This is a genomic window from Micromonospora sp. URMC 107 (genome assembly GCF_051386315.1).
In the GTDB taxonomy this organism is placed as follows: Bacteria; Actinomycetota; Actinomycetes; order Mycobacteriales; family Micromonosporaceae; genus Micromonospora.
Genome location: NZ_JBPQTK010000037.1, coordinates 25,777 through 45,749, shown reverse-complemented (window position 1 = coordinate 45,749; position 19,973 = coordinate 25,777). Strand labels below are relative to the sequence as shown.

The window sequence follows — 19,973 nt, the reverse complement described above, 5'->3', positions numbered from 1 at the left end:
GGATTCGGCGGGGCCGGTCGGCGCGGGGCGGGGGCGGGGCGAGGTGGCGCGGGGGACGAAGCCTCAGCTGAGCAGGCCGCCGAGGAGACCGCCCTGCTGCTCCTGGGAGCCGCTGCCCATGATGGGCGGCTCCTCGGAGGGCTGCACGACGACGAAGCCCTGACCGGCGAAGCTCATCGTGAACGACTCTCCGGTGCGGCGGCCGAGCAGCGTGCCGAGGCCGAGCTGCTCGGCGCGGTGGTAGCCGGTCTGGAGGTTGGCCGACCAGCAGACCGCCGCCTGCGGGTCGACGTAGGTGGGGGCGTCGACGCTCAGCACCACCGGGGTGCCCTTGGTGGTGATGGCGATCCGCCCGTGGCCGCTGAAGACGCAGTTGAACAGGCCGGACGACGACGCCATGCCGGCCCCGCCGACCATCCGGATGTCGTACTGGAGGGTGGAGTCGAAGGCCAGCACGCTGGAGCCGTTGATGGAGAGCGCGTCGCCGGGCTCCAGGTCGATGACGTGCACGTCCTTGGCGAAGTCGGCGAGGAAGACGTCACCCCGGCCGGAGACCTTCATCAGCGGGACGCCCTCGCCGGTCAGCTTCTGCTTGAGGAACTTCCCGAGCCCGCCGGAGCCGAGGGCCTGGAACTGCACCTGCCCCTGGTAGGCGACCATCGACCCGACCCGGGCCATCGCCTCGCCGTTCAGTTCGATCTTCAACATCTTGGAGTTCTGCAGCCGCATGCCGGGCTGCGCGGACTCCTTCTCAAGGTTCTCCGCCGAGAACAGCTCGCTGCGCATGGAAGTGCCTCCTGAGTTCGTGGTGCCTGGACCGACGGTAGGCGACCGTGGCAACCGCCAACCACCGGCCGTCCGGCCCGGGGCGACCACCGGTCGTCGCCGGTTCGGGGCGACCACCGGTCGTCGCCGGCCCGCCGTGCCCGTCCCGACCGGCGCGCGGCCCACCCTCGGCGGTGCCGCCGATCCCTAGCCCCAGCCCAGCTCGTGCAGGCGGGTGTCGTCGATGCCGAAGTGGTGGGCGATCTCGTGCACCACCGTGACCGCGACCTCGTCGACGACGTCCTCGTCGTCGTCGCAGATGCGCAGGATGGGGTTGCGGTAGATCAGGATGCGGTCCGGCAGCACGCCGGCGTAGTCCCAGCCCCGGTCGGTGAGGGCGTGGCCCTCGTAGAGGCCGAGCAGGTCCTCGCCCGGGGGCGGGTCGTCCTCGACCAGGATCACGACGTTGCTCATCAGCGCGAGGAGTTCCTCGGGCACCTCGTCGAGCGCGTCGCCGACCAGCTCCTCGAAGCGCTCGCGACTCATCTCCACCGGCACCCGGCCCATTCTGCCCGACGACCCGGCCCGCCCGCGCCGGTCGGAACTGGCGGACCGCCACGGGGAGCGAGTGCGGCTCCCCGTGGCGGTCGACGCCGACGGCGGAACGGTCAGGTCAGGAGGCGAGGCGGGCGGTCAGGCTGATCTGGGCGCCCGGGGCGAGCAGGCGGGAGATCGGGCAGTTCTCCTTGGCGGTCTCCGCGAGCTTGGTGAACTGCGCCTCGTCGATGCCCGGCACCTGGCCGACGGTGTCCAGCTCGATGCGGGTCACCGTCATCCCGGCGTCGGTCTTGTCGAGGTGGACCTTGGCGGTGGTCTCCACGGAGGTGGGCGGCGAGCCCGCCTCGGCGAGCGCCTTGGAGAACGCCATCGAGAAGCAGCCGGCGTGGGCCGCCCCGATCAGCTCCTCGGGGTTGGTGCCCTCACCCTCCTCGAACCGGGACTTGAAGGAGTAGTTCCCCTGCATCCCGCCCTTGCCGGTGCGGATCGTGCCGGACCCCTCGGTGAGGTTGCCCTGCCACTGTGCGGAAGCGGTACGGATAGGCATGCACCCGACGCTAGTCGAACAGGCACCGGCCGGCGACCGTTCACGCTCCGCGTCGCCGGGTGCGTACTGTGTCATGATTCGGGGCAGGCCCGCGAACGCGGAAGGGTGGCCGATGTCCCAGGATTCCCCCATTCCCCGGCAGGAACACCGGTCCGACGGTGCGGCCGTCCTGGAGTGGGGCACGGAGCCGGCCGGGCCGGGCCGGTTCGGCCGTACGTTCTCCGGTCTGGGCCGGGATCGTCGCCTCCCCGTGCTGCTCGCGGCGCTCGGCGCGGTGGCCGCCCTCGCCTCGATGCTCGGCGAGTGGCAGGTGATGACCATCCCCAACGCCGGCCCGCAGGGCAACACGCCGCTGCGGGTGCCGGGCGGGGTGTCCGACATCGGCGGGTTCGGGGTGGGCTACCTGGTCGGACTGTTCGCCCTGGTCTGCGCGGTGGTGCTCGCGCTGCGCGGCACCCTCGCGGTACGCCCGAACGCCCGGCTCGCCGGGCTGGCCCTGGCCGTGGCGCTGCTGGGGCTGCTGGTCGCGACCGCCGCCTCGCTCGACGAGGCCGGCCAACGGGTCTTCTTCTACTCCACCGACGACGGGTTCCGGGTCGAGTACGGCCGCGGCCTGGTGACGGCGTTCCTGGCCTGCGCCCTCCTCGCGGCGGCGTTGAAGCTGGCCCCGACCGACGCGGCCCCGCCCGCCGAGCAGGCGGACGACGGGGGCGGGGCGGAGCCGGTGGGCCAGCGCCGCCGCAGCCGCAGGGCCCGGGACGTGGCGGACGACGGGCTGCCCGCGCCGGCCGACCTCACCGTCGGGCCGGCCATCCCCTTCGCCCGCCCGGAACCCCGGGACTGACCCGGTCGGCCGCCGCACCCCGCGCTGGTGGCCGCCAACCCGCGCGGTGACCCGGCCCGCACCGCAGCCCGAACGGCCTCGCCGGTCCGCCCGCACCCCTCAGGGGGCCACCCAGCGGACCTCGCCCTCCACCCGCTCGTCGGTGGCCCGCAGGCCGAGCCGCTCGGCCACCCGGGCGGAGGCCCGGTGATCGGGGTGCACGTGCGCGACCAGCGACCCGACGCCGTGCTCCGCCAGCCAGCCGACCAGGCCGACGGCGGCCTCACCCGCGTAGCCGCGGCCCTGGTGCGGCGCCAGGACGATCCAGGCCAGCTCGGCAACCGGCCGGTCGCCGTCGAGCCGGACGGTGGCCTGGACGGTGCCGACCGCGTCGCCGGTGTCCCGGTGCCGGACGATCCAGTTGAGCCAGCCCTCCCGGCCGTCCGGGGACCGCCCGGCCACCTGCCGGCCGTAACGCTCCCGAAGTTGCTCGGGGGTGGCCGGACCGCCCCCGATGTACTCGTACAGGGCCGGGTCGTCCAGGAGGGGGGCGAGTTCCTCGGCGTGGTCGACCCGGAGGGGCTCCAGCAGCAGCCGCTCGGTGTCGATGGTCTCCGCCACCGGCCAGTCCCGCTCTCCCACCCGCCCACCGTACGGCCGCGTGGGCGGTCCCGGGCGGGAACACCGGCGGGCCGTCGACCGTTGGCCCGGCATTCGCCGGAACGCCATGGTCGGGGCCCGTTCCGCGAGGTACGTTTGCTGCCCGCCGTCACTCAGGGTCGAGGCACCGAGGACCGAGACGGCTGGCAGCGACGGCGGCGGGCGAAGGAGGAACGATGACCCGCCCGGGCCTGCCCAAGCTGATCGCCACGGATCTCGACGGGACGCTCGTCCGCAGCGACGAGACCGTCTCCGCGTACACCCATGCGGTGCTCGACCGGGTGCGGGCCGCCGGGATCCCGGTGGTCGGCGCGACCGGTCGCGGGCCCCGGCTCGCCGAACTGACCCGCAACGACATCCGCGCCGCGGACTTCCTGGTGATGGCCGGCGGCGGCCGGGTGGTCGACCAGAGCGACCCCTCCGGGCCGGTGGTGCTGCGCGACGAGCGCCTTCCCGCCGAGGTGCTGGCCACGCTGCTGGCCGACCTGGAGGCGGCCGTCGGGCCGCTGACCGTGATGGTCGAGGCGTCGGACGAGCACGACGCCCCGCTCTGGGGCGACTACCACCCGAGCTGGCCCTACCAGGACGCGTTCGAGACGCGCAGCCGCGCCGAGTGCCTCTCCTGCGACGTGATCAAGGCGTTCGTCCGGACCGCCGACCACCACGTCGACGAGTTGCTCGCGGTCGCCCGGCAGATCGTCCCGCCGGAGGTCGCCACGCTCACCCAGGCCGGGCTGGGCTTCGTCGAGATCTGCCCGCCCGGGGTGGACAAGTCCACCGGGCTGACCGTGGTGGCGCAGCGCCTCGGCGTCGACCCGGCCGAGGTGCTGGTCTTCGGCGACATGCCCAACGACCTGCCGATGTTCGAGTGGGCCGGCTGGGCGCGGGTCGCGGTCTCCAACGCCCACCCGACGGTGCGCGCCCTCGCGGACGAGGTGACCCTGCGCAACGACGACGACGGGGTGGCGGTGTACCTCGATCGGCTACTGTCCCGCTGATGGGAGAGGCACCACGGCTGATCGCCACCGACATCGACGGCACCCTGCTCCGGGACGACCGCACGCTCAGCCCGCACACCGCCGAGGTGCTGGCCCGGCTCTCCGCGCGGGACACGCCGGTCGTGCTGGTCACCGGCCGTCCGATCCGCTGGCTGAAGATGGTGTACGAGCAGCTCGCCGAGCCGCTACCGGCGATCTGCGCCAACGGCGCGGTGGTCTACGACCCGGTCACGGACGAGGTGCTACGGGCCGACCCGCTCGCCCCGCAACTGCTCGCCGAGGTGGCCCGGCGGCTGCGCGCCGAGGTGCCCGAGGTCAGCTTCGCGGTGGAGATCGTCGACAGCCGGCAGATGCGGCACGAGGCGCACTACCCGCTGCGCTGGGACGCCGACCACGACGCGATCCGGGCGGTCGAGACCCCCGAGGAGCTGCTGGCGGCGCCGGCGGTGAAGCTGCTCGCCCGGTCCGCCGAGCATGATCCCGACGCGTTCGTCGCGCTGGTGGCGGCGGCCCTGGAAGGGCTGGCGGAGGCGACGCACTCGTCGTACTCGGGGCTGGTGGAGATCTCCGCCGCCGGCGTGACCAAGGCGGCCGGGCTGGCGTGGTACTGCGCGCGGCTGGGCATCGACGCCCGGGACGTGCTCGCCTTCGGCGACATGCCCAACGACGTGCCGATGCTGACCTGGGCCGGCCGGGGGGTGGCGGTGGCGAACGCGCACCCCGCCGTCCTGGAGATCGCCGACGAGGTCACGGCGGCAAACTCGGCGGACGGCGTGGCGGCGTACCTCGAGAAGGTCTTCGGGGTGGGGTGAGCGGCCGGCCGGCGGCCCCGGCCGGCCGCAAGGTCAGAGGTACTGGCCGGTGCTGTGCCCCTCGCCGCCCTGCGGCGGCTGGCCCATCCCCGGCATGCCCGGCAGCATGCCGCCGCCCGGGCCGCTCGGCAGCGCCTGCCGGCCGGAGCGCATCTGCTCCAGCTGCACGCGGGCGGCCATCTGCTGCGCGACCAGGGCCGCCTGGATGCCGTGGAACAGTCCCTCCAGCCAGCCGACGAGCTGGGCGTGCGCGATGCGCAGCTCGCCCTCGCTGGGCGCCTTCTCCTCGGTGAAGGGCAGCGAGATGCGCTCCAGCTCCTCGCGCAGCTCGGGGGCGAGCCCATCCTTCAGCTCGACGATCGACCGCTCGTGGATCTCCCGCATCCGGTGCCGGCTGGCGTCGTCGAGCGGGGCGGCCTTGACCTCCTCCAGCAGCTGCTTGATCATGCTGCCGATCCGCATCACCTTGGCCGGCTGCTCGACCAGTCGGGTCGGGTCCTCGCCGTGTGCCTCGTCGGTCTGCACGGTGCCGACGGGCCGCCCGTCCGGGCCGACCACCACCACCGTTCCGGAGTGACCGGTGCCATCCTGGCCCGGCTCGTCGTTCTGTCCAGCGGAGTGCGCTTCGGTCATGGGAACCATCTTTACCCAGCCGCGAGCGCCCATGCGCCCGGGGACCGGTCCCCGGCCTCGGTTCCGCGCGTGATCCGCGCTACGGTCGCGCCATGCCCGCCGACCCCCGCGACGTGCTCAGCCGGCCCGCTCCGCCCCCCGACGTCACCGTCTCCTACGGCGACCACCCGGACCAGGTCGCCGACCTGCGCGTCCCCGCCGGCCCGGGCCCGGCCCGGCGGCTGGTCGTGGTGGTGCACGGCGGCTTCTGGCGGGCCGGGTACGACCGCCGGCACACCGATCCGCTGGCCGTCGGGCTGGCCGCGCTGGGCCATCCGGTGGCCCAGGTGGAGTACCGCCGGACGGGGCAGCCGGGTGGCGGCTGGCCAGGGACACTGACCGACGTGCTGACCGGCGTGACGGAGCTGCCCCGACTCGCGGCCGGGGCGCTGCCCGGGCGGGTCGCCGCCGGGCCGCCGCTCCTGGTGGGCCACTCGGCGGGGGGACACCTGGCGCTGTACGCGGCGACGACCGCCCCGGCCGCCGTCGGCGGCGTGCTGGCGCTGGCCCCGGTGTCGAACCTCGCGGAGGCGTACCGGCTGGATCTGGACGCGGGGGCGGTGGCCGCGCTGCTCGGCGGCGGCCCGGCGGACCTCCCCGAGCGGTACGCCGCCGTCGATCCGCGATCGTCGGTGCCGACACCGACACGGACAGTAGTCGTGCATGGTGCCCTGGATCAGCAGGTGCCGATCGGGATGAGCCGGGAGTACGTCGCCGCCAGCCGGGCGGCGGGCGGCGACGTACGCCTCGTTGAGCTGCCGGAATGCGAGCATTTCGGGCTCATCGATCCGGAATCCGCGGCCTGGCCGCAGATCACGGCTGCTTTCCGATCTCTCCAGGAAGATCGCTAAGCATTGACGCAGCGTCGCTGAGCCGGTAGAACGCCGAGGGGGCGTGATCCGCCCTGCAACGCTCCCCGGAAGGAACTCGGTGTCGCAGATGAACCGCAGGCGGGCCCTCCAACTGCTGGGCGCTCTCGGTACGGCCGGACTGGTCGCCGGGTGCGGCACCGACGACGCGGACGGCGGAGCGGCCGGCAGGGGCAACCCGATCAAGATCGGCCTCGTGGCGCCGACCAGCGGCGGCCTCAAGGCGATCGGCGACGAGATCACCAACGGTTTCCAGCTCTTCCTCGACCTCAACGACAAGCTGCTGGGCGGGCACCCGACCACCCTGCTCACCGCCGACGAGGGCGAGAGCGTCAAGACCGGCAAGGCCGCCGTCGAGGGGCTGCTGAAGCAGGGCGTGCTCGCCCTCACCGGCGTGGTCGACGCGAACGTCATGTCCGGCATCCGCAACACCGTCGAGGAGGCCCGGGTGCCCCTCATCGGCTCCAACGCCTCGCCGTCCAGCCTCCAGAGCGTCGTCTACATCTGGCGGACGTCGTACGTGCTGGACGAGGCGGGCCGGGCGCTGGGCCGTTACCTGCGGGAACAGCTCGAACCGTCGGCCCGGCTGGCGATCATCGCGCCGGACAGCGTCGGCAGCCAGGACGTGGTGCGGGGCTTCCGGCAGGAGTTCGGCGAGTCCGACCCCCGGATCAAGGACGCGCTGGTCTCGACGGGCGTCTTCACCAACCCGTCGAAGTCCGCGTACCGGGCCGACATCCGCACGGCGCTGAGCCGGAAGCCGTCGGCGGTGTTCTGCTTCTTCGCCGGGCCGGCGGCGGTCGAGTTCATCAAGCAGCTGCGCATCGAGGGGTTCAGCGGCAAGGTCTACGCCCCCGGCTTCCTCACCGAGGGCGCCGTGCTGAGCAACGTGAAGGCCGAGGACGCGCTGGGCATCCAGACGGCGCTCAACTACTCGTCCGACCTGAACAACACGGCCAACCGCCGGTTCGCCTCGGCGTACCGCAAGAAGCACGGCACCTCGCCCACCACCTACGCGATGGCCTCGTACGACGCCGCGCAGGTGCTCGACCAGGCGATCCGGATCGCCGGCGGGTCGCCCAACCCGCAGCAGGTCAACCTGGCCCTCGGCAAGATCGGCCAGATCGACAGCCCGCGCGGGGTGTGGCAGTTCAACCAGCCGCGCACGCCGCAGCAGAAGTGGTACCTGCGCGAGGTCCAGCTCGACGGCCAGGTGTTGTCGAACGTCCTGGTCACCGAGCTGGCCACCCTCGGCTGACCCGCGCCCCGCGTCCCGCGCCGGCGTCTGGGCCGGCGGGAGGCGGGGCGGGGGTGGGAGCGAGGATCAGTGGCGGAGTTCGGCGATGCAGCACTTCACGCTGCCGCCGCCCTTCTTCAGCTCGGCCAGCTCGACCGGGACCGGGTGGTAGCCGGCCGCCTTCAGCTTCCCGGCCAGCCGGGTCGCCTCGCTGTTGAGCACCACGTTGAGCCCGTCGCTGACCAGGTTGAGGCCGAAGGCCAGGGCGTCCTCGGCGTCGGCGACCACCGCGTCGGGGAAGAGCTGGGTGAGCACGCGCTGGCTGGCCGCGGAGAAGGCGCCCGGGTAGTAGACGACGTTCTCGTCGTCGATGGAGGCGAGCGCGACGTCCAGGTGGTAGAAGCGCGGGTCGACCAGGCGCAGCGACACCACGGGCCGGGCGAGCGCCTCCTGCGCCTCGGCGTGCGCCGGCAGTTCGGTGCGGAACCCGTGCCCGGCGAGGATCAGCCCGCCGTGCGCCTCCGGCAGGTACGCGAAGTCGCCCTCGCCCTCGTTGGTCTCGATCGGCGCGATGAACCGCCAGCCCTGCGACTCGTAGAACGCCCGGTGCGCGGCAGCCTCGGCGGCCCGCTGCTCGTGCTTGAACTGCGCGCCGTAGACCGTGCCGTCGACCACGAACGCCCCGTTGGCCGCGTAGACCATGTCGGGCAGGCCCGGCTCGGGGGTCAGCAGGTGCACCTCGTGGCCGAGACCGACCAGGGTCTCCCGCATCCGGTCCCACTGCTTGACCGCAAGCTGCGAGTCGACCGGAGTGGTCACGTCCATCCACGGGTTGATCGCGTACTCGACCGCGAAGTGCTCGGGCGAGCACATGAGATATGTCCGCTTTCGCGGGACTCGCTGCTGGTTCACGGTGACCAAGGGTAGGTACCCTCGAACTTTGGTAACAGCCGCAACCGTTGCTTCTCAGAGGCGGAACATTGCAGATAGATGCCGTAGACCAGCGGATCATTGCGTTGCTCGTCGCGGACGCCCGCGCCTCGTACGCCGACATCGGTCAGCGGGTGTCGCTCTCCGCTCCGGCGGTCAAACGACGGGTGGACCGGCTGCGGGCGGCCGGCGTGATCCGGGGATTCACCGCCGTCGTCGACCCCGCCGCCGTCGGCTGGACCACCGAGGCGTTCGTCGAGCTGTTCTGCGCCGGGCGGACCACCCCGGCGCAGATCGGGGTGGCCACCCGCCGGCACCCCGAGGTGGTCGGCGCGTACACCGTCTCGGGCGAGGCCGACGCGCTCGTACACCTGCGGGCCGCCGACATCGGGCACCTGGAGGCGGCGCTGGAGCGGCTCCGGGCCGAGCCCTTCGTGACCTCGACCCGGAGCACGATCGTGCTCTCCCGGCTCGTCGAGTCCCCCGGCGTCGGCCCCTCCCCCCGCTGAGCCTCGTCGGCCTCGCGACCCGCTGCCGGCGGAAACCGGGCGTGGGGGCCGGAACCAGGCGTCGGCCGGGCGCGTCGAACCGGCCATGACACGGGGAGCCCACATCTTCGCGGTCGGCACGCTGGCCGCACTCACCCTGCTCGGCGGCAGCGCGTTCCCGGCGGCGCGGCCCGACCCACCGGCCCCGAGGGGGCTGACGGCCGCGCCGGTGCTGGTCTCCTACGACTCCTGTGCCCAGGCGCTGGCCGGGCTCCGTGCCGCCGCCGACGCGTCCGTCGGCCCATGGGGCTTCGGCGACGGCTGGCGCACCGGGATCCCCTTCGGCGACGTCCCCAAGGCCGAGTCCGGGTCCCGGGCGTCGGCCCAGCCCGCCCAGGAGCACTCCAGCACCAACGTGCACGAGGCCGGCGCGGACGAGCCCGACCTCGTCAAGACCGACGGGCGGCGGATCGTGACCGTCACCCGGGGCGTGCTGCGGGTGGTCGACCCGGCCGCCCGGCGGGAGACCGGTCGCCTCGACCTCACGCGGGCGACGCCGGAGCTGAGCTGGGGGGAGGAGGCGACCCTGCTGCTGCACGGCGACCGCGCGCTGGTGCTGACCCAGGTGGGCCCGGAACTCCAGCGGGCGACCCGCGACGCGCGGCCCCGCACCGGGTCGCGCCTGGTCCTGGTCGACCTCGCGGGCGCGCCACGGCTGCTCGGCACCTACCGGATGGACGGCAGCGTCGTCGACGCCCGGCAGACGGGGACCACCGCGCGGGTCGTGGTCCGCAGCCGCCCCCAGCTGGTCTTTCCGTACGCCGAACGGGGCACCGACGCGACGCGGACCGCCGCCAACCGGGCGGTGATCGCCAGGGCCGGGGTGGAGGCGTGGTTGCCGGCGTACGAGTGGACGGCCGGGGCGGAACGGCACGTCGGCCGGGTCGGCTGCGACCGGCTGAGCCGGCCGCCCGCCTGGTCCGGGACGTCGATGCTGACGGTGCTGAGCTTCGACCTCACCGGCGACCGGCTCGGTGACGGCGACCCGGTCAGCGTCGCCGCCGACGCCACCACCGTCTACGGCACCGGGAGCAGCCTCTACCTGGCCGGGGAACGGCCGGTGACGGCCCGGCCCGGCTCGCCTCGCGGGGGCCGCTGGCGGCCCGGCCCGCAGGTCACCGAGATCCACCAGTTCGCCACCGGCGCCACCGGGCGTCCCCGCTACGTGGCCTCGGGCGCGGTGCCCGGATCGCTCGTCAACCAGTACGCCCTCTCGGAGTGGCAGGGGCACCTGCGGGTGGCCACGACGACCGGCGACGCCTGGGGCAGCCGTCCCACCTCGGAGTCCGCCGTGTACGTGCTGCGCCCCGACGGGGACACGCTGGCCCGGACGGGCGCGGTCACCGGCCTCGGCCCGGGCGAGCGGATCTGGTCCGTGCGCTTCCTCGGCGGCTCCGCGTACGTGGTCACGTTCCGGCTCACCGACCCGCTCTACGCGGTCGACCTGACCGACCCGGCCGCGCCCCGGGTCACCGGCGAACTGAAGATCACCGGGTATTCGGCGTACCTGCACCCGCTGCCGGAGGGCCGGCTGCTCGGGGTGGGCCAGGAGGCCGACCGGCGGGGACGGGCGCAGGGGCTCCAGGTCTCCCTGTTCGACGTCCGCGACCCGGCCCGCCCGGCCCGGCTCGACCAGTGGCACGTGCCGAGGGCGTACTCGGCGCTGGAGCACGACACGCACGCCTTCCTGCACCACCCGGAGACGGGCCTGGTCGCCCTGCCGGTCGGCGACGACGTACGGCTGCTGCGGGTGTCCGGGACCGACATCGACGAGGTCGGCACGGTCTCCCACACCGGCGCGGCGGCCCCGGTCCTGCGGTCGTTGCTGGTCGGGGACGTGCTCTGGACCGTCTCCGCCGCCGGCCTGCGGGCCACCGACCCGGCCACCGCGCGGAGCCTCGACTGGCTCCCCGTGACCTGATCCTCCCTCCCCGGCGGGTGGGGCCCGGTTTCTCGGGGTTTCCGGGCTCCACCCGCCACCGACGCGGGGGACTTCAGAGATACATGCCGGTGCGGTGTTCGCCCTGGTCCCGCTTGACCGGCTTGTCCCCCTCGCCGAAGAACCGCTTCCCGCCGAACTCGCCGTGCAGGCGGTCGTCCAGCTCGTCGGCGAGCCCGGTCATCACCTGGACCGCGAGCATGAGGTGGGTGGCCTGGAAGTTGCGGCCGAAGACGGGGATGGACGCCCACACGGTGTCGTCGGCGCAGTAGAGCCGGCCGATCGGCATCCGGTTGGTCAGCTCGGAGAGCTTGACGTAGAGCCGCTCGGTCGGCTCGACCTCGGTCAGCACCGGGGAGAAGACGTCCACCAGCGGCGGGTTGTCGCGGACCCGGACGAAGACCATCGCCGAGCCGGCGCGGATGTTGATGTCGCCGTCGGAGTCGACCTGCAACCGGTCCGGCTCCGACTTGAGCATGGTCGAGACGACGGTGCGGACCTTCTCGGCGAGCGCGGCCACGCCCTGCTCGGGCGCCTGGGCGGCGGCGGCCGCCGCGAGCGCCTCGTCCAGGTCGGCTTCCACGTCGCGGTCGGGGCCGAACTCGCTGCGCGCGGTGCCCAGCGGCTCCACCGGCAGCGGCTCGCCCTCGGCGTCGTGGATGAGATAGACGAGGAAGGCGGGGTGCGGGGCGCCGTAGACGTCGCGCAGCGTGCGGGTGAGCAGGGCCGCCAGTCGGGTCGCCTCGGCGGTGCCGCCGTCCAGCCCGAAGTGCCCGCCGGAGCCCTCCACCACGCCGGGCGGCGACCAGCCGAGCGCGATCATGTCCGCCACGGCGGCCCGGTCCAGCCGGTAGCCCTCCGGCAGGGTGGCGTTGCCGACCGCCCGGGCGGCCAGCCGACCCTCCTCGCCGACGTCGATGCTCACCGAGTAGACCGCGTCGCCGGTGCCGGAGGCGGTCGGGTCGAGGGTCAGCTCGACGTGCGTGCCCGTGGGCAGCGCCGCCAACCGCTCGGCCAGCGCCCGCGCGAACTCGTGCCAGGCCTGGGTGACCTTGGCCCGCAGGTCGGCCGTGCTGGGCTCGTCGAGCAGGATCGGCTCGTGGTGCGCCGGCAGGGTGCCGGGCGAGTCACCGCCCGGCGCCGAGGGGTGGTCTGCCGTCATGATCGCCTCCGTCCGTCACGGTCACCCTACCCACGGAACCGGGGGGACGAATCAGCCCGACCGCGATCGGACAGCGGAGGTCAGGCGGGTGTCCCGCCCGGGCGTTCGGCGCCCAGCTCGACCGGCCAGGAGGCGGCCAGCGCGCTGAGCCGGGCCGCGGCGCCGGCCGGGTCCGCGCCGCGGCCGACCGCCAACCCCAGGAGGTACGCGGTGACGGGCGCGCCCGGCCGCAGCACCTGGTGCGCCACGTCCTTGGCCAGGTCGAGCACGGCCGGCACCGGCACCTCGGCGGGATCCAGGTCGAGTTCGGCACAGGCCGCCGTCACCCAGTCGTCCATGACCGTCATCGCGTCCACTCCTCCGCCCGGCGTACGTCCTCGTCAGTGTCGCAGTCGAACCAGGGCGGCGGGCCGGCGCCGGACCACGCCACCTCGCGCACCCGCAGCCCGGCGAGCAGCGCCCTGATCGGCGCCCCCGCCAGCGACGCGACGGACCCGTGGGGATGCCCGATGGCGCGCTCGGCGGACCCGCCGGAGTGCCCGGCCGCGCGCTCGGCGGCACCGCCTTGATGCCCGGTGGCGCGCTCGGCGGACCCGCCGGAGTGCCTGGTGACGCGCTCGGCGGCGAGACGGTCCAGGGCGGCGCGCAGCGGGGCCACCCGCCACACGCCGCAGAGGGACTGCCGCCGCCCGTCGCCGTCGACGTAGCAGGCGCCGTCGTGACCGGCGTCGAGCCGGTCGAGCAGCCCGCCGACCGCCGCGCGGGTGAGCAGGGGCAGGTCGGCGGCGAGCAGGGCGACCACCGGCGTACCGGGGTCGAGCAGGGCCAGCCCGGCCGCCGCGGCGGCGACGGGGCCACCGCCCACCGGTTCCTCCCGGGTCACCCGCACCCCGGCGGGCACCGGCCCGGGCGGGCCGACCAGGATGCGCGGCGCGGCGTCGGCGACCGCGGCGAGCACCCGGTCCCGCATGGGCCGGCCGCCGACCGTCCGGGCGGGCTTGTCGACGCCCCCCATCCGGCGCGCCGCGCCCCCCGCCAGCACCACCGCCGCGTACGCGTCCACGCGGCCACCGTAGCCGCGCGGCGGACCGGGCGGGGGTGCAGGATGACGGGATGGGACGGGCGACTGACCGGCGCGGCGTGCTCCGCATCGACCTCGACAATGCGGAGACCGGCCGCACCTCGGTACGCCGGCAGGACAGCCTGGCCGTGGAGGAGCCGCTGGAGATCCGGGTCGGTTCGGCCGGCCCCGGCCGGCGACGGCCGCTCGCGGTGACCATGCGTACGCCGGGCGACGATATCGACCTGGCGATCGGCTTCCTGCTGACCGAGGGGCTGATCCGCTCCGCCGACGACGTGCGCACCGCACAGCTCTGCGCCGGCGCGGAGACTCCCAACACGTACAACGTGGTGGACGTGGTGCTGTCGCCCGGCGTGCCCGAACCGGCCGTCGATCCGGCCCGGAACTTCTACACCACCAGCTCCTGCGGGGTGTGCGGCAAGGCGAGCATCGACGCCGTGCGTACCCGATCGGTCTTCGCGGTGGGCGACGACCCGGTGACCGTGCCGGCGGCGGTCCTGGCCGCGCTGCCGGACCGGCTGCGCGCGGCGCAGCGCGGCTTCGACCGCACGGGCGGCCTGCACGCGGCGGGCCTGTTCACCGCCGGCGGCGACCTGGTGGTGCTGCGCGAGGACGTCGGCCGGCACAACGCCGTCGACAAGGTGGTCGGCTGGGCGGTCCGCGAGCGGCGGCTGCCGCTGACCAGGCACGTTCTGCTGGTTTCCGGGCGGGCGAGCTTCGAGCTGACCCAGAAGGCGTGGATGGCGGGGGTGCCGCTGCTCGCGGCGGTCTCCGCGCCGAGCACCCTGGCGGCGGAGCTGGCCGAGGAGGCCGGGCTGACGCTGGTCGGCTTCCTGCGCGGCAACGCGATGAACGTCTACGCCCGCCCCGAACGGATCACCACCTGATCCGCCCGCTAGCCGAACAGCCCCAGCCGGAACGCGGCGTCGCGGGCGAGCAGGAAGCCGGCGATGCCGAGGATCCAGCCGAGCATGCTGCCGGAGGTCCGCATGATCCAGGCGTTGAGCCGGGCCAGCACCGGCTCGACCAGCCTCGGCCAGGCCACCCGGGCCGCCAGCAGCAGCACCGCCGGCAGGACCATGATCAGGCAGTAGCCGCCCAGCAGCGCCACCATCTCCGCCGCGCCGAGCCCGGAGGTGGTCAGCAGCCCGACCGCACCGAGGTACGGCAGCATCGTCGCCACCTCCGCGAGCGCGGCGAGCAGCGCCAGCCCGACCAGCCACCGCGCCGAGGAGTCGCCGGCGGTGGCCCGGTCCCGCCAGCGCAGCACGCCCCCGCTGCGCGGACGCCGCTTGCCGTCGTAACGGAAGCTGAGCGCGAACAGCCCGACCCCGAGGACGAGCTGAGCCCAGAGCACCGGCCGGTTGTCCATGGCCCCGCCGAGGAGGTCGGCCAGCCGACTGCCGCCGAGGGCGAGCAGCAGCCCGACGGCGAAGTAGAAGGCGGCGATCGTGCCGAGGTAGCCGAGGATCCGGCGGGCGTTGACCGGCCCGGGAGCGAGCAGCAGCCAGACGGGGATGAAGAGCGTGCCGATGCTCGTGCTGTCGACCAGGGCCAGGCCGGCGAGCGACAGCAGCAGTCCGACGCTCATGCGGTGCGTGCGATGGATGGGGGCACGGAACCATTCTGTACCGGCGTCGATCCTGTCGACTCGCCCCACGGAACGAGCGTCCACTACATCTTCCGGCGGAGACCGCCGTGCCGCACCCGCGCCCGCCGGCCCGCCGGCGCCCCGCCGACGACGGTCAGCGCGGCCGGGCCCAGCCGGTGAAACGGTCGGTCAGGTCGGCCGGTGCCGTGGCCTGCTCCAGCGCGGCGAGCTGCTCGCCCGCCTCGACCTGGAGGGCCGCCAGGTGGATCAGCAGGGCCGCCCGGTCCGTCCGGTACTCGGCGAGCAGCCGCAGCTTCGCCGCCGAACACGGCCAGGCGATCCCGCAGGCCGCGCAGCGCCAGGTGGGCCGGGTGGGCAGGTGGGCGCGGCGTCGGGTCATGCCGTGACCCGCAGGCGGGGAGCCGGCCGGCGGCGGGCCGGCGCCCCGGCGGCCGGAGCCGCGGTACGCCAGCGCACCCCCTCGCACCGCACGTAGAGCGAGCGCCGGTCGACGGCATCGCCGTGCGCGCCCAGCTCGTAGACGTCGATCCAGCACCAACCGTGGTACGTGTGCCAGTCGGTCAGGACGCGAATCACGCGCACGGAGATAGGGCGGACGAACTGTGGGCTCGCGGAGCGGGTCAGGTGCAGGACGTCGCCCGAGCTGATCTGCTGCGGCACGGGCTTCGGGTCGGGCTTCGGCGGCGGCTGGCGGTCCGGCAAGGTCTTCCCCCTCGTCCCCTCGGTCTGGATGAGGGGGCCGCCACGGATGCTCGCCCGGCGGCGACCCCCTCGCGGCACGACCGGCGGGCCTCGGGATGCCTCCACCGGCTCGCGCCGTCTACAAAGCACCCTGCCGAGGGTTGCCAGCCGATCACACCGCGTAGCAATCTGTACCGGGGATATTCGGGACGTTCGGTCGAGGAGCGGGGATGAACCGGGCGGTACAGGTAGCGATGGCGAAGGCCGGGGAGACTGCGGAGAGCCTCGCAGCTCAGGTCGGCGTCGATCCGAAGACGGCGGCACGGTGGGTCAGCCAGGGACGAATTCCGCAGACCCGTCACCGTGCCCGGGTCGCCGAAATTCTGAACAAGGACATAGAAGAGCTGTGGCCGGACGCGTTGAAGCGCCGCGAGCCAGCGCGGTTCCAACCATGGACGGACATCGAGCGCGAGGCGGCCGGGCTGCGCTGCTATGAGTCGACGGTCATTCCCGGGCTCCTTCAGACCGAGGAGTATGCCCGCGCGGTGCTCGCTAGCGGTCCCCTCATAGCCGACGCAGACGGTTACGTCGAGACGCGGCTACGACGGCAGGCTGCGGTATTCGAGCGACCTCGTCCGCCCCTGGCGGTCTTCGTAATCGATGAGGCAGCGTTGCGCCGAGGTGCGCCAGCAGTCATGGTGCCGCAACTCGACCACCTGGCAGCTATGGCCGAACGGCCTAACGTCATGGTGCATGTCCTTCCGCTTAACGCGGGCCTCCACCCGGGGCAGGCTGGACCGTTCGTGATCGCCACGACGAGGGACGGCGAGGATGTCGGCTACCTCGATGATCAGGCGACTGGGCGCATCACTAATGACGTTGCTCCGCTGTGGGCCGTGTGGGATAGCGTGAGATCGCTCGCGCTTCCGCGAAACCAATCCATCGACTTCCTAGAGGCAAGATCATGGCTGACCTGACCGGCGCGCAGTGGCGCAAGAGCACCCGCAGCAGTTCGAACGGCGGCAACTGCGTCGAGGTCGCCGACAACCTCCCCGGCGTCGTCGCCGTCCGCGACTCGAAGGACCCGACCGGCCCGGCGCTCACCTTCTCGCCCGTGGCGTGGCGCGCGTTCGTCGCCGAGGTGACCGAGCGGGCTTGAACACCCGGGACGCAGCCCCGCCCTTCCTCAGACCGGTTGACGCGGGGGACGCGAACCTTCCTCCCGCCCCTCGCCCAACCCCCGAGCTCTTCCACTGGTGGCGGGAAAGCAACTGGGCCGCGATCGGCTTCTCGGCCTGCCGCAACGTCAGTGACGCCTACGGACCGCCAATCTCGTGGGGACCGAAGTAGGCGAGGCCGCGCCGACGATGCTCGCCCGGCAGTCCTCCGTCGGATGGCGTGTCCGCTACACATGGTGTGTGGACCACCTTTACCGGCACCTCGGCACATGCGCAAGCGGAGCCATGGCCGAGGGGATGCACACCCGACAGGCTGGCCTGACGACGGATGCCATACGTGAGGGCCTTGGCAACGTGTTCTGGATCGGCGGTGGACCCGCGAGCGGTAAGTCGACGATCGCGCGTCGGCTCGCCAACCGGTACGGCTTGCATCTGTACGCCACCGACGATGTCATGGGTGACCACGCCGGCCGTGTCACCGCCGAAGAAGCGCCTTGCCTAGACCGGTTCAAGGCGATGGACATGGACGAGCGCTGGCTCACCCGCTCCCCGGAGATCATGCTGGACACGTTCCACTGGTTCCACGGCGAGGCGTTCCACCTGATCGTGGACGACCTGCTGAGCCTGCCGGCAGGCACTCGCGTGGTGGCCGAGGGCTTCCGGCTCCTCCCACACCTGGTCAAGCCGCTGCTCGCCGAGGTCGATCGCGCGGTGTGGCTGCTGCCGACGGCGGACTTCCGCGACGCCGCCCTCGCCCAGCGAGGCTCGACCTGGCAGATCCCGGCGAAGACCAGCGACCCGGAACGGGCGAGGCAGAATCTGAGCGAACGCGACCGGTTGTTCACCGAGCGCATGATCGTCGAGACCGATCGGCTCGGTGTGCGGGCGATACGGTTGGTCCCCGGGATGTGCGAGGACGAGGTCGCCGACCAGGTGGCCCAGCAGTTCGCCCTCTGATCCTGGCCAGCGGAACGTGAAGATGCGGTCGTCGGCATCGCGCAGAACGCTCCCGCCCGTCCCACCGGTCAGGCCGGCGTACACCGAGCCGGAAAGCGCCCTGCCCGGTGCTTGCCGCGGTGAAGCCGTTGGCGGCGAGCTGGGCCCGAAGTCGACGGCGAGCGTGTACGTTGCGCCGATGAGTCGAAAGGATCAGGCCTCGGCCGCCTCATTCGGCGGGCGATTGGTGGTATCGGCGCAATTGCTGTTGCTGGCGGCGTGCCTGATCGGCAGCTTCGGTGTACTGCTCGTGGCCGCGCTGTACACCGACGATCTCCCGGCTGTGCTGGACCCGGGGCTGGAACGGTTGGGCGACCCGTCGGACTCGCTTCCGCCAGCCGGCCCGGACTCGGTGTGGAACCCGCTGGTGTGGGTGTTCGAGCTCAGTCGGGTGGTGGCGATGTTCGTCTACCCGGTCGCGATCGTGGCCTTGGTTCTCGGGGTGCCATCCCTTGTCCGCACCTGGCGGATCGGCGACCGGAAGGGGTTCGGCTGGCTCGTGATCGGCACGGGGGTGTGGTCCGCGCTGGCGGTGCTCGCCCTGACTCCGTACGGCACGCAGCTACACGGCTGGTTGCTCGACTGAGCCTGCCAGCCCTCCGGCATCGGATCGGAGCATCGCTCGCCCTCAATCGTGCGTCGGCACGAGCGGGCGCACGGCCGGCGGCTGTTGAGGACGACTGGCGCGATGCGTAGGCAGAGTGAGCTCGGGCTAGGTTAAGGGCGCCGGCGCGCGAAGAGGATTCCGCCCAGGCTGCTCTCGGGCGAGATGACGACCGTTTCCGCCTCTACGGTGAACCCGGTTGCGCTCAGCCAGGCCGACATCCGGGCGGGTCGACGGCGGTGGACGTGGACCTTCATGGGGTGGCCGCCGTAGCCCTCGGTCTTCAACCGTGACTCGTCGCCGACGTGGAAGCCGAGCAGCAGCAGGCCCCCTGGGCGCAGCACCCGCCGGAAGTGCGCGAAGACCAGGCCAACCTCCTCGTCTGGGACGTGGATGAGCGAGTACCAGGCGACCAGGCCCGTGACCGAGGCGTCGGCGAGCGCGAGGTCGGTCATCGAGCCCACCTCGAAGCGCAGGTGGGGGTGGTCTCGCCGAGCTATCCCGATCATCGCCGGGGAGAGGTCGATGCCGAAGGCGTCGAGGCCGTGCTGGTGCAGATGGGCGGTGACGCGTCCCGGTCCGCAGCCGATGTCGGCGACCGGTCCTCCGCCGGCAGCCAGCACCAGTTCGGCGAACAACGCCAGGGCGGCCCGCTCGTGGGGCGCGTCGGCCAGGAGGTCGCGCACCAGTTCCGCGTAGCTGGCGGCAACGGTGTCGTAGGAGTCCCTGGTGTCCGCCAACCAGCCTGCACTCTTCATGGCGACACGTTAGGTCTTCCAGGCGACGCTCGCGTCGCCCCGTGTCAGCCCGCTTGGTTCTGCTGCTTGGCCCATTCGGCGACCCGTCGCACTCTCCTCCCCCGGAAACGCCAGAAAGTGACGAAGTGCCGGCCGGCGCAGTTGTGGCCGCTGGGCATCGTGGGTCAAGGCGTCGTCGACGACTCGATCAGTTCCGCCTGGTTCGCCGCGGCCCACTGCGCCAGTTGCGCGAGTGGGCCGTTGGCGAACGACTCGCCCAGGGGCGACAGCTGATACACGGCGCCGCGACCTGCCGGCGCTCGCCCGTCGTCGCCCTGTCGGACGACCAGGCCCCGCGCTCGTAGGCGCTGTAGCGCCTGCGTCAGCACCTTGTCGCTGACGCCTGCGATCCGTCGCAACAGGTCGTTGCGTCTCGTCGGTCCGGCGCGCAGCGCCGACAGCACCACCGGATCCCAGGTGTGGTTGATGAGTTCGACTGCCGCGCGGACGTGACAGTCCGACACGAACGTCTGGCAGGTGCCGTCGATCATCCCTCCAGTGTCC

The 19,973-nt window shown here is 73.1% G+C and carries 26 protein-coding genes; 12 read left to right on the top strand and 14 right to left on the bottom strand.

Translation table 11 applies throughout. The features are described 5' to 3' along the window. Positions 1 to 63 precede the first annotated feature (63 nt). From ACSNN9_RS11750 to ACSNN9_RS11740, 3 genes are all read right to left on the bottom strand, one after another. Positions 64 to 786 carry an AIM24 family protein gene (locus ACSNN9_RS11750; protein ID WP_101413386.1) on the bottom strand — a complete coding sequence of 241 codons (723 nt, stop codon included), beginning with the start codon at positions 784 to 786 and terminating at the stop codon, positions 64 to 66. Positions 787 to 972: 186 nt separating this feature from the next. Continuing rightward, the gene (locus ACSNN9_RS11745; protein ID WP_436673066.1) at positions 973 to 1,317 is read right to left on the bottom strand and encodes a metallopeptidase family protein; all 345 of its coding nucleotides are present in this window, start codon (positions 1,315 to 1,317) and stop codon (positions 973 to 975) included. Positions 1,318 to 1,438: 121 nt separating this feature from the next. Next, positions 1,439 to 1,870 carry an OsmC family protein gene (locus ACSNN9_RS11740; RefSeq protein WP_357877449.1) on the bottom strand — a complete coding sequence of 144 codons (432 nt, stop codon included), beginning with the start codon at positions 1,868 to 1,870 and terminating at the stop codon, positions 1,439 to 1,441. Between the two features lie 112 nt (positions 1,871 to 1,982). Here ACSNN9_RS11740 and ACSNN9_RS11735 point away from each other — a divergent pair, with 112 nt between their 5' ends. Beyond that, positions 1,983 to 2,714 carry a hypothetical protein gene (locus ACSNN9_RS11735; RefSeq protein ID WP_436673061.1) on the top strand — a complete coding sequence of 244 codons (732 nt, stop codon included), beginning with the start codon at positions 1,983 to 1,985 and terminating at the stop codon, positions 2,712 to 2,714. Between the two features lie 99 nt (positions 2,715 to 2,813). Here ACSNN9_RS11735 and ACSNN9_RS11730 read toward each other — a convergent pair whose 3' ends face one another. After that, on the bottom strand, positions 2,814 to 3,335 hold the full coding sequence (locus ACSNN9_RS11730) for a GNAT family N-acetyltransferase (RefSeq protein WP_436673060.1): 522 nt from the start codon (positions 3,333 to 3,335) through the stop codon (positions 2,814 to 2,816). A gap of 194 nt (positions 3,336 to 3,529) precedes the next feature. On the opposite strand from ACSNN9_RS11730, the gene ACSNN9_RS11725 reads away from it, so the two are divergent. Both ACSNN9_RS11725 and ACSNN9_RS11720 read left to right on the top strand, forming a co-directional pair. Further along, the gene (locus ACSNN9_RS11725; protein ID WP_436673059.1) at positions 3,530 to 4,351 is read left to right on the top strand and encodes an HAD family hydrolase; all 822 of its coding nucleotides are present in this window, start codon (positions 3,530 to 3,532) and stop codon (positions 4,349 to 4,351) included. Then, positions 4,351 to 5,163 (top strand): HAD family hydrolase, encoded by an 813-nt coding sequence (locus tag ACSNN9_RS11720; protein WP_436673058.1) that lies wholly within the window; start codon positions 4,351 to 4,353, stop codon positions 5,161 to 5,163. The genes ACSNN9_RS11725 and ACSNN9_RS11720 overlap by 1 nt, the downstream gene beginning before the upstream one ends. A 33-nt stretch (positions 5,164 to 5,196) precedes the next feature. Here the strand turns inward: ACSNN9_RS11720 and ACSNN9_RS11715 are convergent, their stop codons facing one another. Beyond that, complete coding sequence (locus ACSNN9_RS11715) at positions 5,197 to 5,805, bottom strand: bacterial proteasome activator family protein (RefSeq protein ID WP_436673057.1); 609 nt, start codon at positions 5,803 to 5,805, stop codon at positions 5,197 to 5,199. 83 nt (positions 5,806 to 5,888) lie between these two features. Between ACSNN9_RS11715 and ACSNN9_RS11710 the strand changes: the two genes are divergently transcribed. Together ACSNN9_RS11710 and ACSNN9_RS11705 are read left to right on the top strand one after the other, a co-directional pair. Beyond that, a complete protein-coding gene (locus tag ACSNN9_RS11710) occupies positions 5,889 to 6,686 on the top strand; it encodes an alpha/beta hydrolase family protein (protein WP_436673056.1) in 798 nt (265 codons plus the stop codon). Between the two features lie 79 nt (positions 6,687 to 6,765). After that, the gene (locus ACSNN9_RS11705; RefSeq protein WP_436673055.1) at positions 6,766 to 7,962 is read left to right on the top strand and encodes an ABC transporter substrate-binding protein; all 1,197 of its coding nucleotides are present in this window, start codon (positions 6,766 to 6,768) and stop codon (positions 7,960 to 7,962) included. A 66-nt stretch (positions 7,963 to 8,028) separates the two neighbouring features. Here ACSNN9_RS11705 and ddaH read toward each other — a convergent pair whose 3' ends face one another. Further along, positions 8,029 to 8,862 (bottom strand): dimethylargininase, encoded by an 834-nt coding sequence (ddaH, locus tag ACSNN9_RS11700; RefSeq protein ID WP_436673054.1) that lies wholly within the window; start codon positions 8,860 to 8,862, stop codon positions 8,029 to 8,031. Positions 8,863 to 8,921: 59 nt separating this feature from the next. Here ddaH and ACSNN9_RS11695 point away from each other — a divergent pair, with 59 nt between their 5' ends. Together ACSNN9_RS11695 and ACSNN9_RS11690 are read left to right on the top strand one after the other, a co-directional pair. Further along, on the top strand, positions 8,922 to 9,380 hold the full coding sequence (locus tag ACSNN9_RS11695; protein WP_358082277.1) for an Lrp/AsnC family transcriptional regulator: 459 nt from the start codon (positions 8,922 to 8,924) through the stop codon (positions 9,378 to 9,380). Between the two features lie 85 nt (positions 9,381 to 9,465). Next, a complete protein-coding gene (locus tag ACSNN9_RS11690) occupies positions 9,466 to 11,340 on the top strand; it encodes a beta-propeller domain-containing protein (protein WP_436673053.1) in 1,875 nt (624 codons plus the stop codon). 73 nt (positions 11,341 to 11,413) lie between these two features. On the opposite strand, the gene ACSNN9_RS11685 is transcribed toward ACSNN9_RS11690, so the two are convergent. The 3 genes from ACSNN9_RS11685 to mobA all read right to left on the bottom strand — a co-directional run bounded on the left by ACSNN9_RS11685 (position 11,414) and on the right by mobA (position 13,583). Further along, positions 11,414 to 12,520, bottom strand: a complete 1,107-nt coding sequence (locus ACSNN9_RS11685; protein WP_436673052.1) for a T3SS (YopN, CesT) and YbjN peptide-binding chaperone 1 — start codon at positions 12,518 to 12,520, stop codon at positions 11,414 to 11,416. A gap of 80 nt (positions 12,521 to 12,600) precedes the next feature. Beyond that, a complete protein-coding gene (locus ACSNN9_RS11680; protein ID WP_436673051.1) occupies positions 12,601 to 12,867 on the bottom strand; it encodes a DUF6457 domain-containing protein in 267 nt (88 codons plus the stop codon). After that, the gene (gene mobA, locus ACSNN9_RS11675; protein ID WP_436673050.1) at positions 12,864 to 13,583 is read right to left on the bottom strand and encodes a molybdenum cofactor guanylyltransferase; all 720 of its coding nucleotides are present in this window, start codon (positions 13,581 to 13,583) and stop codon (positions 12,864 to 12,866) included. The genes ACSNN9_RS11680 and mobA overlap by 4 nt, the downstream gene beginning before the upstream one ends. Before the next feature lie 50 nt (positions 13,584 to 13,633). On the opposite strand from mobA, the gene fdhD reads away from it, so the two are divergent. Then, the gene (gene fdhD, locus ACSNN9_RS11670) at positions 13,634 to 14,488 is read left to right on the top strand and encodes a formate dehydrogenase accessory sulfurtransferase FdhD (RefSeq protein WP_436673048.1); all 855 of its coding nucleotides are present in this window, start codon (positions 13,634 to 13,636) and stop codon (positions 14,486 to 14,488) included. An 8-nt stretch (positions 14,489 to 14,496) separates the two neighbouring features. Here the strand turns inward: fdhD and ACSNN9_RS11665 are convergent, their stop codons facing one another. From ACSNN9_RS11665 to ACSNN9_RS11655, 3 genes are all read right to left on the bottom strand, one after another. Continuing rightward, positions 14,497 to 15,192, bottom strand: coding sequence for a GAP family protein (locus ACSNN9_RS11665; RefSeq protein WP_436673047.1), 696 nt, complete (start codon positions 15,190 to 15,192; stop codon positions 14,497 to 14,499). Between the two features lie 154 nt (positions 15,193 to 15,346). Then, on the bottom strand, positions 15,347 to 15,592 hold the full coding sequence (locus ACSNN9_RS11660) for a flavin reductase (protein WP_358082297.1): 246 nt from the start codon (positions 15,590 to 15,592) through the stop codon (positions 15,347 to 15,349). Continuing rightward, positions 15,589 to 15,915, bottom strand: a complete 327-nt coding sequence (locus ACSNN9_RS11655) for a hypothetical protein (RefSeq protein ID WP_436673045.1) — start codon at positions 15,913 to 15,915, stop codon at positions 15,589 to 15,591. The genes ACSNN9_RS11660 and ACSNN9_RS11655 overlap by 4 nt, the downstream gene beginning before the upstream one ends. 209 nt (positions 15,916 to 16,124) lie before the next feature. On the opposite strand from ACSNN9_RS11655, the gene ACSNN9_RS11650 reads away from it, so the two are divergent. The 4 genes from ACSNN9_RS11650 to ACSNN9_RS11635 all read left to right on the top strand — a co-directional run bounded on the left by ACSNN9_RS11650 (position 16,125) and on the right by ACSNN9_RS11635 (position 18,654). Beyond that, a complete protein-coding gene (locus ACSNN9_RS11650) occupies positions 16,125 to 16,871 on the top strand; it encodes a Scr1 family TA system antitoxin-like transcriptional regulator (protein ID WP_436673043.1) in 747 nt (248 codons plus the stop codon). Next, positions 16,859 to 17,053, top strand: a complete 195-nt coding sequence (locus ACSNN9_RS11645) for a DUF397 domain-containing protein (protein ID WP_436673041.1) — start codon at positions 16,859 to 16,861, stop codon at positions 17,051 to 17,053. The genes ACSNN9_RS11650 and ACSNN9_RS11645 overlap by 13 nt, the downstream gene beginning before the upstream one ends. Positions 17,054 to 17,312: 259 nt before the next feature. After that, positions 17,313 to 18,029 (top strand): hypothetical protein, encoded by a 717-nt coding sequence (locus ACSNN9_RS11640; protein ID WP_436673039.1) that lies wholly within the window; start codon positions 17,313 to 17,315, stop codon positions 18,027 to 18,029. Between the two features lie 178 nt (positions 18,030 to 18,207). Next, the gene (locus ACSNN9_RS11635; RefSeq protein WP_436673038.1) at positions 18,208 to 18,654 is read left to right on the top strand and encodes a hypothetical protein; all 447 of its coding nucleotides are present in this window, start codon (positions 18,208 to 18,210) and stop codon (positions 18,652 to 18,654) included. Between the two features lie 131 nt (positions 18,655 to 18,785). On the opposite strand, the gene ACSNN9_RS11630 is transcribed toward ACSNN9_RS11635, so the two are convergent. Both ACSNN9_RS11630 and ACSNN9_RS11625 read right to left on the bottom strand, forming a co-directional pair. Then, on the bottom strand, positions 18,786 to 19,430 hold the full coding sequence (locus tag ACSNN9_RS11630; RefSeq protein ID WP_436673037.1) for a class I SAM-dependent methyltransferase: 645 nt from the start codon (positions 19,428 to 19,430) through the stop codon (positions 18,786 to 18,788). Positions 19,431 to 19,594: 164 nt separating this feature from the next. Beyond that, complete coding sequence (locus tag ACSNN9_RS11625) at positions 19,595 to 19,960, bottom strand: winged helix-turn-helix transcriptional regulator (RefSeq protein WP_436673036.1); 366 nt, start codon at positions 19,958 to 19,960, stop codon at positions 19,595 to 19,597. Positions 19,961 to 19,973 lie beyond the last annotated feature (13 nt).